Genomic DNA, 15,807 nt, shown 5'->3' on the forward strand with positions numbered 1-15,807 from the left:
CCACCGCCTCCCGGGAGCCCGGCGGTTACGGGAATGACGACAAGGTCGACGCGCGGGGCGCTAGTCGAACAGGCCGGGTGGGGGGACGGGGGCGAGGACGGCGTCGCCGTCGCGGATGGGAGCGGCCCCCGCGACCAGCCGGGTCAGGTCCTCGTCCGCCAGGCACCGGGCCTGGGTGAGGCCGCCCGCCGCCTTCCTGGTGAGCGCCTCGATCGGCAGGTCGCCGGGCGAGGCCGCCAGGACGACGTTGCCGAACCTGCGCCCGCGCAGGATGCCGGGCTCGGCCAGCAGCGCGACGTGCGAGAAGACACGGCTGACCGTGGAGGCGACCCGCTTGACGAAGGGCAGGCCCTTGCCGTCCGCCACGTTGATCAGAGCGATGCCGGAGGGGCGCAGGACGCGGGCGATCTCCGCCATGTACTGGACGGTCGCCAGCTCGACCGGCATCGTCGCGCCCGTGAACGCGTCGAGCACGAACAGGTCGGCGGAGTCGTCCCTGAGGTCCGCCGTCGCCGCGCGGCCGTCCATCACCCGGACCTTCAGCCGGGGCACCGACTTGAGGTTGAGCTGGTCGCGTACGAGCTGGACCAGCCCGGCGTCGGGCTCCACGACGATATGCCGGGAGCCGGGCCGCTGTGCGGAGATGTAGCGCGGGATCGTGCAGGCCCCGCCACCGATGTGGACGACGTCGAGCGGGCCTTCGGTCAGGCAGTCGATCACGCTCGCCATGAGCTGCGTGTACGAGAAGTCCAGATAGGTGGGATCGGTCAGGTCCACGTACGACTGGGGAACGCCATCCCTGATCAGCATCCACCCGTCCGGCCGGTCGAGGTCGCGCAGGAGCTCCACCTCGCCGAAGGTCACCGGATAGCGGCCTGGCAACGGTTCTCTGCTCCTTGCCACCTATGGCTCCTTTCGCGTGATATGAGAACCGTATGCGGAACAGGGCTCTGCTCGCCCTCGTCGTGGTCGCCGCGGCCATCTTCGTCTTCGGCGTTGCCGGACTCATTGTGTCCGGCAGGCAGGACCCGGTCTCGGACTTCGTCGCGGCGCCGCGGGGGACGCCCGGACCCGCCGGCCCGCAGACGCTCCAACTCCGCCCCGAGCCGTCTTCGGAGCCGTCTTCAGAGCCGTCTCCCGTGGGATCCCCGGAGGGCTCTCCGGACGAGACGGCCGCCGCCTATTTCCAGGCCTGGGTCAAGAGCGACTACGGCGCCATGCGCGAGCTGGTCGACGATCCGCCGGACGACTTCGCGGACCAGCACCGCGAGTTCGAGGACGCAGCCCTGTCCAAGTCGCTGCGGATCACGGTCGGCAACCTCGTACGCACCGGGGACGAAACGGCCGAGATCCCCTTCACCCAGGAGCGGGACGAGCAGGACGCCGGCAAGTGGCGCTTCGACTCCAGTCTGCACCTGGCCGTACGGGACCTCACCTGGAAGGTCGTCTGGACGCCGTCCGTCCTGCATCCGGAGATCCAGCCCGGCGGCAGTCTCGTCAGGACCGAGCCGGAGGCCGGCCCGTTGTGGCCGGTGACGAGGGGAGGGCGGGAGTTCCCCCAGAACTCGGGCGCCGAGGCGTACCTCGACAACCTGATGAACCAGGGGGTGGCGCCCACGACGGGCGTGGCCGTGGGATGGGCGCTGGAGGTCGACAACCCGGGTCTGCCGGCGAAGACCGTCCTGTCCTACAAGCCGGAAAAGCGGCCGGTCGGCGTGCGGACCACGATCGACTACGCGGTGCAGGCCGCGGCGGCCCGGGCGCTCGACGGCGTGCAGCGGGGCGCCATCGTGGCCGTACGGCCGTCCACGGGGGAGATCCTCGGAGTCGCCGACCGGCTGGGCGGCAGGGCGGCGTTCGAGCGCAAGTACGCCCCCGGCTCGACGTTCAAGACGGTCACGGCGGCGGCCCTGCTCAACAACGGGCTGTCCCCCGACAGCACGGTGGAGTGCCCGGCGGCCTACCAGATCCCCTTCCACCGGTCGATCCCCAACTATCACAACGAGGACCACGGGACGGTCACGCTGCGTCAGGCGTTCGCCCTGTCGTGCAACACCACGTTCGCCCGGCTGACGATCGAGCGGCTGAATGGTGACACGCTGGTCGACCAGGCCAGGGCGTTCGGCTTCGGCGTGCAGGGGGAGAGCGCCGGCACGAGCACGTGCGGCAGCCTGCGGCGGCCGGAGAACCCGGACGCGCTCGCGGAGGACTCCTTCGGACAGGGCACGGTCGAGGCGACCCCGCTGTGCATGGCGCTGGTCGCCGCGGCGGTGGAGAGCGGGGAGTGGCGGCCGGCCCGCCCGCTGGCGGACGAGGCGCCGCAAGGGGAGCTGCCCCAGAGCGTCCCCCTGCCGTCCAACGTGGCCGAGGGGCTGCGCTCCCTGATGAGCGCCGTCACCGTCGACGGAACCGCAGCCGGGAGCGAGCTGCCCGAGGGGGTCGCCGGCAAGACCGGCACCGCCGAGGACTGGCATGGCGGGCAGGACCACGCGTGGTTCATCGGCTACCGGGGTGACCTCGCCTTCGCCGTGTTCGTCGAGCACGGCGGCACCGGCCGTGGCGCCGCCGTGCCCATCGCCGCCCGCTTCCTAAGGGGCCTTTAGGACCCTCAGACGCCGGGCCAGGCGAACCGGTGCGTGTGGATCCCGAAGTAGGTGAACGCCTCGGCCCTGGTGACGCCCGGCACCCGCTTGACGTGGTCGTTGAGCACGCTGAGCAGTTCGGCTGGCTCCCGGCACACCACCTCGACGAACAGGTCGAACGAGCCCGCCGTGAGCACCACGTAGATCACCCCGGACAGCTCGCTGATCCGGTCGGCGACCTCGTGCACGTCGCTGTCGACGCGGACGCCGATCAGCGCCATGACCGGCAGGCCCAGCGCCATCGGGTCGGTGACCCCGACGATCTGCACGACGCCCTCGTCGCGCAGCCGCTGCACCCGTTGCCGTACGGCGGGCGCCGACAGGCCGGTGGCCTCGGCGAGCGCGGTGTAGGAGGCCCGGCCGTCCCGCTGCAGCTCGTGCAGCAGGACCCGGTCGATCTCGTCCACGTTCATCCGGCGGAGCTCATGAGACCAGATCCGCCACGGCCGCGGCGAACACCTCGTGGTGCAGGTCCACGTCGGCCTCGGTGGTGGCGGGGGACATCAGCGCCATGTTGTGGAACGGCGTGAGCAGCACGCCCCGGTTGGCCAGGTAGACGTGCAGGTAGTCGTCCAGATCGGGGTCGCCCGCGGCGTTCGACTCGCCGCCGTTGCGAGGGGCCGGGCTGGTGAAGCGATACTCGGCGCGCGCCCCAAGCTGCGTGACCGACCACGGCAGGCCGTGCGCGTCGATCACCTCCTGGACGCCCTTGGTGAAGCGGGTCGCCAGCTCGGTCATGGCGGCGAACGCGTCGTCGGTGAGCACGTGCTCCAGCGTGGCGCGCATCGCGGCGACCGACAGCGCGTTCCCGGCCAGCGTGCCGCCGACCCCGCCCATGTCGACCAGGTCGAGCCCGTCCATCGCCTCGACGCGCGCGGCGACCTCGGCGGACAGGCCGTAACCGCCGCTCGGGATGCCGCCGCCGATCGCCTTGCCGATCGTCACGATGTCGGGGCGCAGGTCCCAGGCCTTGGTGCAGCCGCCGGGGCCCGCCGAGAAGGTGTGCGTCTCGTCGTTGATCAGCAGGCTGCCGTACCGCCGGGTCAGTTCCCTGACGCCCTCCAGGTAGCCCGGCTCGGGCAGCACGATCCCGATGTTGGTGAGGGCGGGCTCCATGAGGACCGCCGCGACGTCGCCGTACGCCAGTTCGCGCTCCAGCGAGGGCAGGTCGTTGAACTCCACGACGCGCGAGGTGACGGTGGGGTCGACCGGCGCGCCGACGTTGCCCTCGCGGGACACCTGCTCACCGTCCGGGCCGACCACGAGCAGCACCTCGTCCACGCTGCCGTGGTAGCAGTAGCTGTTCACGAGGATCCTGGGCCTGCCGGTGATCGCCCTGGCCAGCCGGATCGCCCACCGGTTGGCGTCCGTGGCCGTCAGGGAGAAGCTCCAGTAGGGCACACCGAACCGGCGGCCGAGCTCGGCGCCGACCCAGGCGGCGTCCTCGGTCGGCATCATCACCGTGGCGCCGCCCCGGCGGCCGAACCGGTCGGCGACGGCCTCCACGGTCGCCTGGGGGGAGTGCCCGGCCATCGCGCCGGTGTCGCCGAGGCAGAGGTCGACGTACTCGTGGCCGTCCAGGTCGGTGACGCGGGCGCCGTGGGCCTCGGCCAGGTAGAGCGGGAAGCCCGCAGCCGTCTTGTTCATCCACGTCATCGGCACGCCGCCGAACAGGTGGCCTCTCGCCTGCTCGTACGCGGCGGCCGAGCGCGGGTTGCGCTGCCGGAACGCGTCACGCTCGCGGTCGAGCAGCCGGGCCAGGCGAGTACGCTCGATCATCATCCCTGCCTCAGAAAAGATCGCTGCACTCCGTGCAGGACCACGGAATCTGAAGCAAAAGTACACAACGACTTCTGTTTCGTCACCCCTGGGTCATAACGGGGTCAACGCAGGGTGTCGAGTGTCCGCCGCAGTCCCTCCACGATCGCGGCCAGCCCGACCTCGAAGGACAGGTCAGCAGGCGGCCGTCCGCTCGAGGTCGCGGCGTCGTCGCGGGCGCGCACCGTGGCGGCGAAGACCGGGACCTGTGGGGCCAGCGGCCCGGCGTCGAACATGTCGGGCGGCGCCACCAGGTCGAGCGCCGAGCCGAGGATGAAGGACTCCACGGCCACCATCACCGGGATGACCGTCGCCTCGGGCCAGCCGCCGCGCCGCAGGCCCGCGACGACCTCCTCGTACATCCGCAGCGTCCGCAGGGCTCCGGTGATCGGCAGCGTGGCCAGCAGCGAGATCGCGGGCGGGTGCGCGGCGAACGCGTCGCGGTAACCGTGGGCCCACAGCACAAGCGCCTCGTCCCAGGGCAGCTCGGCGAACATCGAGGTGTCGATGGCGTCGGAGACGATCTCGCGGACCGCCGCCAGGATGTCGTCCTTGCCGCTCACATGGTTGTAGAGCGAGGACGGCCGCACGCCCAGCCGTTCGGCGAGGGCCGCCATGGAGAAGCCCTCGGCTCCGGCGTCGTCGATGAGGGCCAGCGCGCCCTGCGCGATGACCTCCCTGCTCAGCACCGGCTTCACCGGTCGTCCCACCCGCCGCCGCATTCGGCCCGCAGCCCCCTTCCGCTTTGCCCGCCGACAACCTATCCTCATCCCACTAAACGAACGTCATTCGATTTATTGGGGACGCCCATGTCGCGCACCCTCTTCCGCCGCACCCTCTTTCACAGCGGCACCGTCTGGACGGGCACGGGCACGACCACCGACGCCCTGTCCGTAAGGGACGGCCGGATCGAGGCACTCGGAGCCGCCGCCCTGGCGGGAAACCATGACGACCGTGTCGACCTGCGTGTCGACCTGCGTGGCGGGATGCTGTTACCGGCCTTCGGCGACGGCCACTGCCATCCCGACCACGCGGGGTTCGAGGCGATGGGCCCGCGGGTCGGGGGCCTCGGCACGGTCGAGGAGATCGTCGAGGCGGTGCGCCGCCACGCCGACGCGCATCCCGCGACGCACGCCGGAGCCGAGTGGATCATCGGCGGCGGCTACGACACCACGATCGTCGCGGACGGCCTGTTCGACGCCCGCTGGCTGGACGAGGCGGTGCCCGACCGGCCGGTCGCGCTGCGGGCCTGGGACTACCACACGTTGTGGTGCAACTCCGAGGCCATGCGGCGGGCCGGCCTGGACGCCTCGACACCCGACACGCCCCGCGGCCGGTTCGCCCGCCGCCCGGACGGCGAGTTGCTCGGGACCATGATCGAGTGGGACGCGGTGGACGCCGTCCTCGCCGCCGCCCCCGCCCGCACCACCGAGGACCTCGTCACCGCGCTCGCCGCCGCCACCGAGGCGTACGCCGCGGCCGGGGTCACCTGGATCCAGGACGCGTGGGTGGAGCACGACACGGTCGAGGCCTACCTGGAGGCGGCCCGCCGCGGGCTGCTGGCCACCCGGGTCAACCTCGCCTTCCGCGCCGATCCTGTGCGGTGGCGCGAGCAGCTCGCCGAGTTCGCCGCCGACCGGGAGCGGGTGCGGTCGCTCGGGGACGACCGGCTCACCGCCGCCGTTACAGCCGACACCGTCAAATTCTTCATCGACGGCATCCTGGAGAACCGCACGGCGTCGCTGCTCGCGCCGTACAGCGACGACCCCTGCACCCGGGGCATGCCCGTCTGGCCGTACGGCGAGCTGCTTGAGGCCATGACGGCGGTGGACGCGATGGGCCTGCAGGCGCACCTGCACGCGATCGGCGACGCGGGCATCCGCACCGCGCTCGACGCGATCGAGCACGTGACGCGGGTGAACGGCCCCCGAGACCGCAGGCCGGTGATCGCACACGTCCAGGTGCTCGCGGAGGAGGACCTGCCGCGGTTCGCCCGGCTCGGCGTGATCGCCAACCTCCAGCCCCTGTGGGCGCGCACCGATCCCCCGATGACGAAGCTGACCTTCCCCAGGATCGGGCCGGATCGGGCCCGGCGGCAGTACCTCATCGGCTCGCTGCTGCGCGCCGGGGTGCACGTATCCTTCGGCAGCGACTGGCCGGTGAGCGACCACCGGCCGCTGGCCGGGCTGCCGGTCGCGGTGACGCGGGAGAACGACGAACGTGAGCCGTCCGGCGGCTGGCTGCCCGAGGAGCGCATCGGCATCGAGGAGGCGCTGTCGGCCTACACCGCGGGGGTCGCCCACCAGGCGTTCGCCGAGGACGAGCGCGGCACGCTGGCCCCCGGCAAGGTGGCCGACCTGGTCTGGCTGGACGGCGACGTCCGGCGGGCCGACCCCCATGACATCGCGGAGACGACGACTGTCCTCGGCACGTGGGCGGCCGGCGTGAGAACCTTCCTCCCAGCCAACAGGAGTGGCGTATGACCGAACCCGCCGGACTGAAGCGCGTCCTCGGCGTCCCCGGACTGACCTTGTTCGGGCTGACCTACCTCGCCCCGGTCGCCGTCTTCACCACCTATGGCGCCGTCACCCAGGTCACCGAGGGCCACCTGCCGGCGGCCTACGTGGTCGCCCTCGTGGTCATGCTGTTCACGGCGTTCAGCTACGGCAGGATGGCCAGGGCGTACCCCACCGCCGGGTCCGCCTACACCTACACGCAGCAGACCTTCGGCGGCCACATCGGCTTCATGACCGGGTGGACGCTGATGCTGGACTACCTGTTCCTCCCGATGATCAACTTCCTGCTCATCGGGATCTACCTCAACAGCCAGTTCCCCGAGGTGCCCCAGTGGATCTTCACCCTGGGGGCGCTGCTGCTGGTGCTCGTGCTCAACGTCGTCGGCATCACGGTGATGAACCGGGTCAACGTCCTGGTCGTCGGGCTGTCGGTGGTGCTGATCGTGGTGTTCGCCGCGCTGTCGCTGAAGCACCTGGCCGGTCACCCCGCGCCGTCGCCCTTCGCTCCCTTCACCCCGGGGTCGGGCGTGTTCGCGGGCGCGGCGATCCTGGCGCTGAGCTTCCTCGGGTTCGACGCCGTCTCGACCCTGTCGGAGGAGGCGAGGGAGCCCCGCCGGGCCATCCCCCGCGCCATCGCGCTCACCACGCTCATCGGCGGCCTGCTGTTCGTCCTGGTCGCGTGGATGGGCAGCCTCGTCCACCCCGGGTACGACGACTTCGCCAACGCGGACACGGCCGGCGTGGACATCATGTCCGCCCTCGGCGGCGCCGCGTTCGAGACGATCTTCGTCGGAATCTACGTGGTCGGCGCCTTCGGGTCGGCCATGACCACCCAGGCCAGCGTCTCGCGCATCCTCTACTCGATGGGCCGCGACGGCGTGCTGCCCCGCGCGGCCTTCGCCCGGCTGCACCCGCGCTTCCGCACCCCGATCGTCGCCACGGCCGTGGTGTCGGCGGTCTCGCTCGTCGCGCTGTTCATCAGCCTCGACAACGCCGTGGTCATGGTGAACTTCGGCGCGCTCATCGCCTTCTCCATGGTCAACCTCACCGTCGTCAAGCACTACCTGTTCGACGAGGGGCGCCGGTCGGCCGCCGACCTGGTCAGGTACGGCCTGGTCCCGCTGGTGGGCTTCGCGCTGACGGTCTGGCTGTGGACCAGCCTCTCGGGTGTCACGTTCACGGTCGGCCTGATCTGGATGGCGGTGGGCTTCGTCTACCTCCTCGTGCTGACGAGGATGTTCACCCGCAGGCCGCCGGTGATGAGCTTCTCGGAGGCCGAACCTACCCTTACGGCCTGAAAAATGTCCTCTCCAGGTGCTATCTGAGCGGAAACCATTCACATAGACGGCCAGATGTGAGGGAATCATCTCGTTTCCTAGCATGACGCGGAGGCGAAATGGACCCCACCACCGTGCACGACGCCCTCGCACGGCACCTGCTCGTCGACGGCTACCGTCTCGTGCTCGACCTGGACAGGAGCGCCGGCTCCTGGCTGGTCGACGCCCGCGACGGCCGGAGGTACCTCGACTTCTACACGTTCTTCGCGTCGTCGCCGCTCGGGGTGAACCCGTTCGCCGACGACCCGGAGTTCGTCGCACTGCTCGGCCGGGTGGCCGCCAACAAGCCCGCCAACTCCGACATGTACACCGTGCACCTCGCCGAGTTCGTGGAGACGTTCCGGCGGGTGCTCGGCGATCCCGAACTGCCGCACCTGTTCTTCGTCGAGGGCGGTTCGGCGGCCGTGGAGAACGCGCTCAAGTGTGCCTTCGACTGGAAGAGCCGCTGGAATGAGGCCCACGGCCGCCACCCCGGCCTCGGCACCCGCGTCCTCCACCTCACCCGGGCCTTCCACGGCCGCGGCGGCTACACGCTCTCGCTCACCAACACCGACCCCGTCAAGACCGACAGGTTCCCGCGGTTCTGCTGGCCGCGGATCGACGTCCCCGCCATTCATTTCGGGGACGTCGAGCGGGCGGAGGAACGGGCGCTGGCGCAGGCCAGGGAGGCGTTCGAGCGGTTCCGCCACGACATCGCCTGCTTCGTCGCCGAGCCGATCCAGGGCGAGGGCGGCGACAACCACATGCGTCCCGAGTTCCTCCAGGCGATGCAGGCGCTCTGCCACGAGTACGAGGCCCTGTTCGTCATGGACGAGGTGCAGACCGGCGTCGGCCTGACCGGCACCCCCTGGGCGTACCAGCAGCTCGGCCTGGCCCCCGACATCGTGGCCTTCGCGAAGAAGGTCCAGGTCGGCGGCATCATGGCGGGCCGCAGGGTGGACCTCGTGCCCGACAACGTGTTCCGGGTCAGCGGCAGGATCAACTCCACCTGGGGAGGCGGCCTGGTCGACATGGTGCGCTCCCGCCGGATGCTGGAGATCGTCGAACGGGACGGCCTGATCCCGAGGGCGGCCATCCTGGGCGAGAAGCTGCTGGGCGCCCTCCAGGGCCTGGAGGCCGAGGGCCTGGTCGCCAACGCGCGCGGACGCGGGCTGATGTGCGCCTTCGACGTCCCCGACCCCGGCGGACTGGTCACCCGGCTCAGGGAGGAACGCGCGATCCTGGTCCTGCGCTGCGGCGAGCGGTCCGTGCGGCTACGCCCTGCCCTGTCCGTCCAGCCGGACGAGCTTGAGTACGGCCTGGCCGGCCTGCGCGCCGTCCTCACCGGGGATCTGGCCGGGGGCTGACGGCGCCGGGGGCGCGGGTTCGCCGCGCCACCGGCAGATGGCCGTCATCCTCGAGTCCACGCCCAGCTTCGCGTAGATGCGGTTGACGTGGTTCTTCACGGTCTTCTCGCTCAGGAACAGCAGGCGCGCGATCTCGCCATTGGAGTGACCGGTCGCGATCAGCTCCATGACCTCGGTCTCCCGCCTGCTGAGCCTCGGGTCGGGTCCCGGTGCGGTGCGGTCGTCGGCTCTCATCCGGCCTCCGATAGAAGACGATCAGAGATCGCCGAGGCCCCCGCACGGCGGTTGTGAGGCAGCATAACCCGCAACGTCCACCTTTGGGGAAAAGTGGACTGACTTGCCCGGGTCAATGCCCCCCATGGACCGTGACGGTCTGGAGGTGCGGATCGGCGGCGATCTCCGCCGCGGTGAAGCGCTCGGTGACCCACCCGCCGCGCGAGAACAGGGCCGTCTGGTCGGTGTGGTGGGGCGAAGCGGGGTTGGCGGACAGGGAGTAGGTGAGGACGGTCCGCGTGCGTGGGCCGCCGGGAGTGAGCGCGACGGCCATCATGAAGCTGGATCCGGTGTTCACCTCCGGGTAGCGTCCGTCCGTGCCGAGCGGTCCGCCCGTGCGCACCCGGTCGAAGCAGCCCTCCCCTTCCGTGCAGCCGGGAATCGGGATCGAGGAGTAGCTCTGCGCCTGCCCGGGGGTGAGCGTCAGGGGGATCCGGTTGGACTGGAAGTAGAGCACGGCGTCGGCGAGGGCCTGCCGTACGGTCGGGTCGTCGCCCTTGAGCCCGCTCGGGGTGGTCAGCGGACGCGCGGGATCGAAAGGCACCCGCCAGGGGCTGAAGACCGGCTCTCCCGGCTTGGTGGGACGGCCCAGCCGGGTGAAGATCTCGCGCCACAGGACGGCGCCCTCGCCGTCCAGGGTGGCCCGCCCGTTCCACTTCCCCAGCGTCCGGCAGGCCTCGCGCACGTCCACGCGCGTGCCGTCGGTCGCGGTGAGCTCGGGGTGGGTACGGCACAGCTTCAGCAGGTCGTCGCGCATGAGCTCGAAGGTGAGGTTGCGCTTGCCGTGCACCGTGGCCTGCAGCGTCTCCAGCGTGAAGCCGGGCGCGCCGAGCCCGTCGGCGCCGGACAGCCGCCGGCCGATCATGTCGAGGCTGACCCGGGGGCGCGGTTCCAGGTCGGTGCCCGTCTCGCCGTACGCCTTGGGATAGCCGGTGAGCGGCTTCGCCGGGTTCGTCATCCAGTAGGTGTTGTTGGAATTGGCCACGTAGTCGGCGCGGACCAGCCTCGGCTGGTTGCCCGGCCCGAAGATGCCCGGCACGACGGCGTCGCCGTCCCTGCCCCACAGGCACGCGGAGGTCGAGCCGTCCAGGACGTACGCATCAAGGCCGGGAACGGGCGAGGGCTTGGCGCAGCGGCGCGCCTGGGCGTCGGTGACGTGGGGGACGACCGAGGCGTCGGCGAAGTAGGCGGTCCCGCTCACGTCGGTGGCGAGGGTGTGGACGAACGGCATCCCCTGGTAGGTCCGCTGGGCCGCGCGCAGCTCGTCGAGGCTGCCCGCCCTGGCAATCGCCAGCCACTCGTCGGCCGCACGCAGGTTGGCGGCGTTCGCGTCGGCCAGCGCGTACGCGGCCTCGTCGGTGTGACCGACGGCGAGCACCGGGCCGTAGCGGGAGGTGAGGAGCGTGTGGCCCGAGATGGTGCCGTCCGGCAGGGTGACCTCCACCTCCTGCTCGCCCATCGGCTCCGCCCGGCCGTCCACCGTGTAGCTGTGGCCGTCCGCGAGCTTCAGCCGGTAGACGGTGAAGCGCTGGGCGTGGGAGACGGTGTGGGTCCACGCGACCTTGGCGTTGTGGCCAATCTGGACGACCGGCGTGCCGTACAGGCTGCCGCCCGAGACGTCGAGCACGCCGGGGATGGTGAGCTGGACCTGGTAGAAGCGGCGGATCCCCTGCCACGGGAAGTGCGGGTCGGCCAGCACCATGCCGCCGTTCCCGCGCGTGGCCTGACGGCCGAGGGCCCAGGCGTTGCTGCCCGCCGCCGGCTTGGGCTGCGGTCCCTCGTCTTCTGGGGGTCCCTCGTCTTCTGGGGGTCCCTCGGCCTCGGGTTCGGCGATCCCGGTGATGGCCTCCTTGAATTGGGAACTGCTGGACATGCGGCTGAGGTCGAGCAGGTTGTTCCACATGTCGGTGGCCGTGATCGGGCCGACCCACGCCTTGCCCCGGCACGTGGGATCGGGCAGGTTCGCCACGCCGGTGTCCTCGAGGTAGCGGTTGTATCCGGCGACGTAGCCGTCGACCAGGCGGCGCAGCTCGGCGCTCGGGCCGACCGGCGCGGGCCGGGCCAGCAGCCGCCGTACGACGCCGGAGTCGGCGACGCTCTTGTAGTAGACGTCGCTGGCGAGGTTGGCGACCGGCCTGGCCGGGTCGTCGGACTCGGCCTTGGGGCCGAAGTAGCGGGAGCGTTCGCCGCGCAGCGTCACCACCCAGGAGGCCAGCGTGCACAGGTTGTCCTGGGCGAAGGCGTAGCCATAGCCGAATCCGAGGCCGCCGTAGTCTTTCGCGGTGATGTGCGGGATGCCGTACTCGGTGCGCCGGATCGTGGCCGAGTAACCCCCGTCGGCCGCCGCGGCGGGCACGGGGGACAGGGCGGGGGCGAGTAAGGCCAGCGTGATCATCAGTGGCCTGAGATTCATGGATCTCCTATTCGAAACGCGCGTTGTCGGGCGTGGTCATGCGCCGCAGCAGCGGCAGCGTCGTGAGGATCACCAGGAGGGAGGCGGCCAGGCCGCCGCCGAGGGAGGTGAAGTAGACGGGGCCGGGCATCGCGAACGACGCGTTCTTCATCGCGAGGGCGTCGATGAGCGGCTCGGCCACGCCGAAGCCGGCGCCGGCGGCGAGCGCGGCGGCCAGCACGAGCGGCAGCGCCGACTCCAGCAGCATCACCGCGGCCAGGGTGCGCGTGGGCGTGCCCGCCAGCCGCAGCAGGGTGAACGGCTGCCTGCGCTCCAGCAGCCCGCCGCCTGCCGCCACCACGAGGCCGCAGGCGCCGGCGACCAGGGTGAGCCCGACCATGGCCAGCGCGACGTTCTCCGCCCGGGTGTACAGGTCCGCCCTGACCTGGGCGATCTCGGCGAAGGTCATCGGCGCTTCGACGGTGTAGCCGGCCAGCAGGGTGCGCAGCCGCTCCAATGTTGCCGGATCGCGTTGGGTGATCATGACGGCCGCCAGGTCGAGCCCGTCGGCGGAGGCGGGCGGGCTGGCCGGGCCCGCCAGCGGAAGGAGCCTGTCGACGGTAAGAGGGTTGTCGGCGCCGACGATGCGGGCGAAGTTGCCCGCCACGGCCCGGGCGCCCTCGGGGCAGCGGCCGAGCACGGGGAAGCGGGCCAGGTTGGAGCACTCGACGACGTACAGCGCGGGCGGCGGGCCGTCGGGCACCGGGAGGACGTCTTCCACGTCCGCCCTGGCGTAGATCGGCAGCACGTCCACGCCCGGGTGGGCGCGCAACCGGGCGAGCAGCTCCGTCCCCGCCCGCGGGGACAGGCCGGAGACGCCCGGCCGGGCGAACCTGGCGCCCAGAACGTCGTTGAGCGTGCCCCCGGCCACCTTCTGCTGACCGGCGACCACCGTCGGCACGAGGGCCGCGATCGTCGTCCCGATGAACACCGCCAGCACCAGCCCGCTCACCGACCTGAAGGCGGTCTTCGGATCGGCGGCCAGGCGCCGCGCGGCCAGCAGCGTCGCCCCGCCCCGGGCCAGCCGGGCGGCCAGTCGGGCGGCGACCATGGTCAGCCAGGGTCCGGCCAGCATCAGCCCGGCCATGATCAGCACGAGTGCGACGATGGCCAGCAGATCGTCGGGCTTGCCGTTCCGGTAGACCGGGCCCGCGAACATCCCCAGCCCCGCCAGCAGTGGGATCACCCGCCACCCTCGCGGCGGGGACGCGGCGGTCCTCCTCGCCACGCCGAGCGGCGAGATCCGCACCCGGCGGAGCGACCACAAGGCGGCGCAGGCCGCCACGACAGGCACACTGCCGAGCACGGCCGCGTACTGCCAGGGGTGCGGGGCGACCAGCCCGGGGAAGAACCGGGCACCGGTGATCCGCACCCCGGCCACGGCTGGCCGTACGAGCTGGAAGATCGCGAAACCCGCCAGCGCGCCGGCCAGCGCGCCCAGCGCGGCGTCCACCGCCGCGAGCACGTTGATCTGCCGCGTGGTGGCGCCGACGAGGCGGATCGCGGCGAAGCGGGTCTCGCGGCGAGCCGCCGCCAGCCGGGTGGCGGTGCCCACGAGCACAAGCAGCGGGACGATCAGTCCGACGGCGGCGACGCCGAAGCCGAACCGGTAGACGTCCGCGCTGTCGTCGATCGCGGGCATGGTGGAGACCGTGGAGACCGTGTCGACCTGCCTGGCGCCGGGCATGGCGACGACCTCATCCGGCGTCCGTCCTACCACGATGACCAGCTCGTCGGGCCCGGACAGCGCCGCGTCGCCGATCAGCCCGGCGCGTGTGCCGGGGAAGCGGGCGGCCAGCTCCTCACGCGGTGCCGAGTCCAGCAGCCCGGCCAGCGCGGGCGAGGCGTAATACTGCCCCGGGCCGGGCATGCGGGACAGGCCGGGGATGACCGGCGCCCGCGTGCCGAGCGCGGCGGCGTCGAGCCTCTTGATCGTCCGGCCCCCGTAGAAGTCCTCGTGGTAGTTCCACAGCGCGCCGTCGGCGGTCGCGTCGAGGGCCCAGCCGCTGGGCGCCGAGCCGTTCACGCACTCCCAGCAGGGACGGCCGTTGGTGGCCTGGAAGGCGTTGAACAGCGACAGCGTGGCCAGCAGCACCGTGACGCCGACCGCCACCCCGGCGACGATCAGCGCCAGTCTGGCCGCGGCCTCCCTGCCGCTGCTCAGCGACAGCCGCAGGCCCAGCCGGATCATCGGACGGCCCCGGTCGTGTACGGGTCGGAGACACGGCCGTCGCGCACCACGACCTCCCGGTCGGCGCAGGCGGCCACCCGGGCGTCGTGGGTCACCACGATCACGGTGGCGCCCTCCTCGCGGGCCAGGCCCACCAGCAGGTCCATCACGTGCTCGCCGGTGAGCGTGTCCAGCGCGCCGGTCGGCTCGTCGGCGAAGAGCACCCGCGGCCGGGTGACCAGCGCTCTGGCGATCGCCACGCGCTGCGCCTGACCACCGGACAGCTCCCCGGTGCGCCGGCCGCCCAGGTCGGCCAGCTCCAGCCGCTCCAGCCATTCGGCCGCCCGCCGCTCGGCGTGCTTTCTCCCGGTGCGGCCCAGCAGCAGCGGCAGCATCACGTTGTCGGCCGCGGTCAGCTCCGGCACGAGCTGGCCGAACTGGAAGACGAAGCCGAAGGCGGTGCGCCGAAGCTTGCTGCGGCGGCCGTCGTCCAGGGTGTCCAGGCGGCGCCCGTCGAACCACACCTCGCCGCTGTCGGGCGTGAAGATGCCGGCCAGGCAGTGCAGCAGCGTCGACTTGCCCGAGCCGCTGGGACCCATGATCGCCACGATCTCACCCGCGCTCACCGACAGGTTCGCCTCTCGCAGCGCGGGCGTGCTGCCGTAGGAACGGCTGACCTTCCGAGCCTCGATGATCACGACGCACGCACCATCTCGGCCAGCGCCCCGAGCCGGGCCTGGGTGACGTCGATCCACCGCAGGTCCGCCTCCAGGTGGAACATGGCGTGGTCGGCCAGCAGGGCGTCGGTCAGCGAGCCGCCGCGCTTGACCTCCGCCAGCTCCCGCATGCGCCGCATGTGTGTGGAGCGCTGCCCGTCCAGATAGCCGGCCGCGTCACGGCCCAGCATCAGCGCCAGCACGACCTTGGTGAACAGCACCGTCTGCAGGTACGGCTCCGCCGCGACCGGCTCGGCCAGCCACGTGGCCACCTCCTGCCTGCCCAGCGGGGTGATGGCGTAGCGCTTGCGCTCCGGCCCGTCGCCCGGTTCGCTCTGCCCGGCGACCTTGCCGTCCCTGGCCAGGCGGCCGAGCGTGGAGTACACCTGCCCGAAGGGCAGCGGTTTGCCCCGGCCGAAAAAGGTGTCGTAGTCGCGTTTCAGGTCGTATCCGTGGCTCGGCTCCCGCTCCAGCAGGCCGAGCAACGCGAGGGGAACGGTCATGCCGCCAGACTATACACCGAGGGTATATACGCGG

Annotated in this window: 13 protein-coding genes; 4 read left to right on the forward strand and 9 right to left on the reverse strand. The window is 71.6% G+C overall.

The genetic code is table 11. From position 1 onward, the window contains the following. Positions 1 to 60 precede the first annotated feature (60 nt). Positions 61 to 903: a spermidine synthase gene (locus ACQEVJ_RS08335; RefSeq protein WP_433098833.1), complete on the reverse strand. Its 843-nt coding sequence runs from the start codon at positions 901 to 903 to the stop codon at positions 61 to 63. Positions 904 to 935: 32 nt separating this feature from the next. Between ACQEVJ_RS08335 and ACQEVJ_RS08340 the strand changes: the two genes are divergently transcribed. Continuing rightward, the gene (locus ACQEVJ_RS08340) at positions 936 to 2,603 is read left to right on the forward strand and encodes a penicillin-binding transpeptidase domain-containing protein (RefSeq protein WP_433098835.1); all 1,668 of its coding nucleotides are present in this window, start codon (positions 936 to 938) and stop codon (positions 2,601 to 2,603) included. Between the two features lie 5 nt (positions 2,604 to 2,608). Here ACQEVJ_RS08340 and ACQEVJ_RS08345 read toward each other — a convergent pair whose 3' ends face one another. The 3 genes from ACQEVJ_RS08345 to ACQEVJ_RS08355 all read right to left on the reverse strand — a co-directional run bounded on the left by ACQEVJ_RS08345 (position 2,609) and on the right by ACQEVJ_RS08355 (position 5,158). After that, positions 2,609 to 3,055: an Lrp/AsnC family transcriptional regulator gene (locus ACQEVJ_RS08345; protein ID WP_433098837.1), complete on the reverse strand. Its 447-nt coding sequence runs from the start codon at positions 3,053 to 3,055 to the stop codon at positions 2,609 to 2,611. Positions 3,056 to 3,065: 10 nt separating this feature from the next. After that, positions 3,066 to 4,421 carry a transaminase gene (locus tag ACQEVJ_RS08350; RefSeq protein WP_433098839.1) on the reverse strand — a complete coding sequence of 452 codons (1,356 nt, stop codon included), beginning with the start codon at positions 4,419 to 4,421 and terminating at the stop codon, positions 3,066 to 3,068. A 104-nt stretch (positions 4,422 to 4,525) separates the two neighbouring features. Then, on the reverse strand, positions 4,526 to 5,158 hold the full coding sequence (locus ACQEVJ_RS08355; RefSeq protein WP_433098841.1) for a TetR/AcrR family transcriptional regulator: 633 nt from the start codon (positions 5,156 to 5,158) through the stop codon (positions 4,526 to 4,528). 111 nt (positions 5,159 to 5,269) lie between these two features. On the opposite strand from ACQEVJ_RS08355, the gene ACQEVJ_RS08360 reads away from it, so the two are divergent. The 3 genes from ACQEVJ_RS08360 to lat all read left to right on the forward strand — a co-directional run bounded on the left by ACQEVJ_RS08360 (position 5,270) and on the right by lat (position 9,659). Further along, positions 5,270 to 6,943 (forward strand): amidohydrolase, encoded by a 1,674-nt coding sequence (locus tag ACQEVJ_RS08360; protein ID WP_433098843.1) that lies wholly within the window; start codon positions 5,270 to 5,272, stop codon positions 6,941 to 6,943. Next, entirely contained in the window at positions 6,940 to 8,274 is a 1,335-nt protein-coding gene (locus ACQEVJ_RS08365) for an APC family permease (RefSeq protein WP_433098845.1), read from the forward strand. The genes ACQEVJ_RS08360 and ACQEVJ_RS08365 overlap by 4 nt, the downstream gene beginning before the upstream one ends. 98 nt (positions 8,275 to 8,372) lie before the next feature. Beyond that, on the forward strand, positions 8,373 to 9,659 hold the full coding sequence (gene lat / locus ACQEVJ_RS08370; RefSeq protein WP_433098847.1) for an L-lysine 6-transaminase: 1,287 nt from the start codon (positions 8,373 to 8,375) through the stop codon (positions 9,657 to 9,659). Here lat and ACQEVJ_RS08375 read toward each other — a convergent pair. The 5 genes from ACQEVJ_RS08375 to ACQEVJ_RS08395 all read right to left on the reverse strand — a co-directional run bounded on the left by ACQEVJ_RS08375 (position 9,567) and on the right by ACQEVJ_RS08395 (position 15,773). Further along, positions 9,567 to 9,893: a helix-turn-helix domain-containing protein gene (locus ACQEVJ_RS08375; RefSeq protein WP_433098849.1), complete on the reverse strand. Its 327-nt coding sequence runs from the start codon at positions 9,891 to 9,893 to the stop codon at positions 9,567 to 9,569. The genes lat and ACQEVJ_RS08375 overlap by 93 nt on opposite strands. 112 nt (positions 9,894 to 10,005) lie before the next feature. Further along, positions 10,006 to 12,345 carry a penicillin acylase family protein gene (locus ACQEVJ_RS08380; RefSeq protein ID WP_433098851.1) on the reverse strand — a complete coding sequence of 780 codons (2,340 nt, stop codon included), beginning with the start codon at positions 12,343 to 12,345 and terminating at the stop codon, positions 10,006 to 10,008. A gap of 7 nt (positions 12,346 to 12,352) precedes the next feature. After that, positions 12,353 to 14,575, reverse strand: coding sequence for an FtsX-like permease family protein (locus ACQEVJ_RS08385; RefSeq protein ID WP_433098853.1), 2,223 nt, complete (start codon positions 14,573 to 14,575; stop codon positions 12,353 to 12,355). Beyond that, entirely contained in the window at positions 14,572 to 15,252 is a 681-nt protein-coding gene (locus ACQEVJ_RS08390; protein WP_433098855.1) for an ABC transporter ATP-binding protein, read from the reverse strand. Before ACQEVJ_RS08390 ends, ACQEVJ_RS08385 begins: the two co-directional genes overlap by 4 nt. Then, positions 15,249 to 15,773: a PadR family transcriptional regulator gene (locus ACQEVJ_RS08395; RefSeq protein ID WP_433098857.1), complete on the reverse strand. Its 525-nt coding sequence runs from the start codon at positions 15,771 to 15,773 to the stop codon at positions 15,249 to 15,251. Before ACQEVJ_RS08395 ends, ACQEVJ_RS08390 begins: the two co-directional genes overlap by 4 nt. Between the last annotated feature and the right edge of the window lie 34 nt (positions 15,774 to 15,807).

Source organism: Microbispora sp. CA-102843, assembly GCF_050936215.1.
Lineage (GTDB): Bacteria > Actinomycetota > Actinomycetes > Streptosporangiales > Streptosporangiaceae > Microbispora.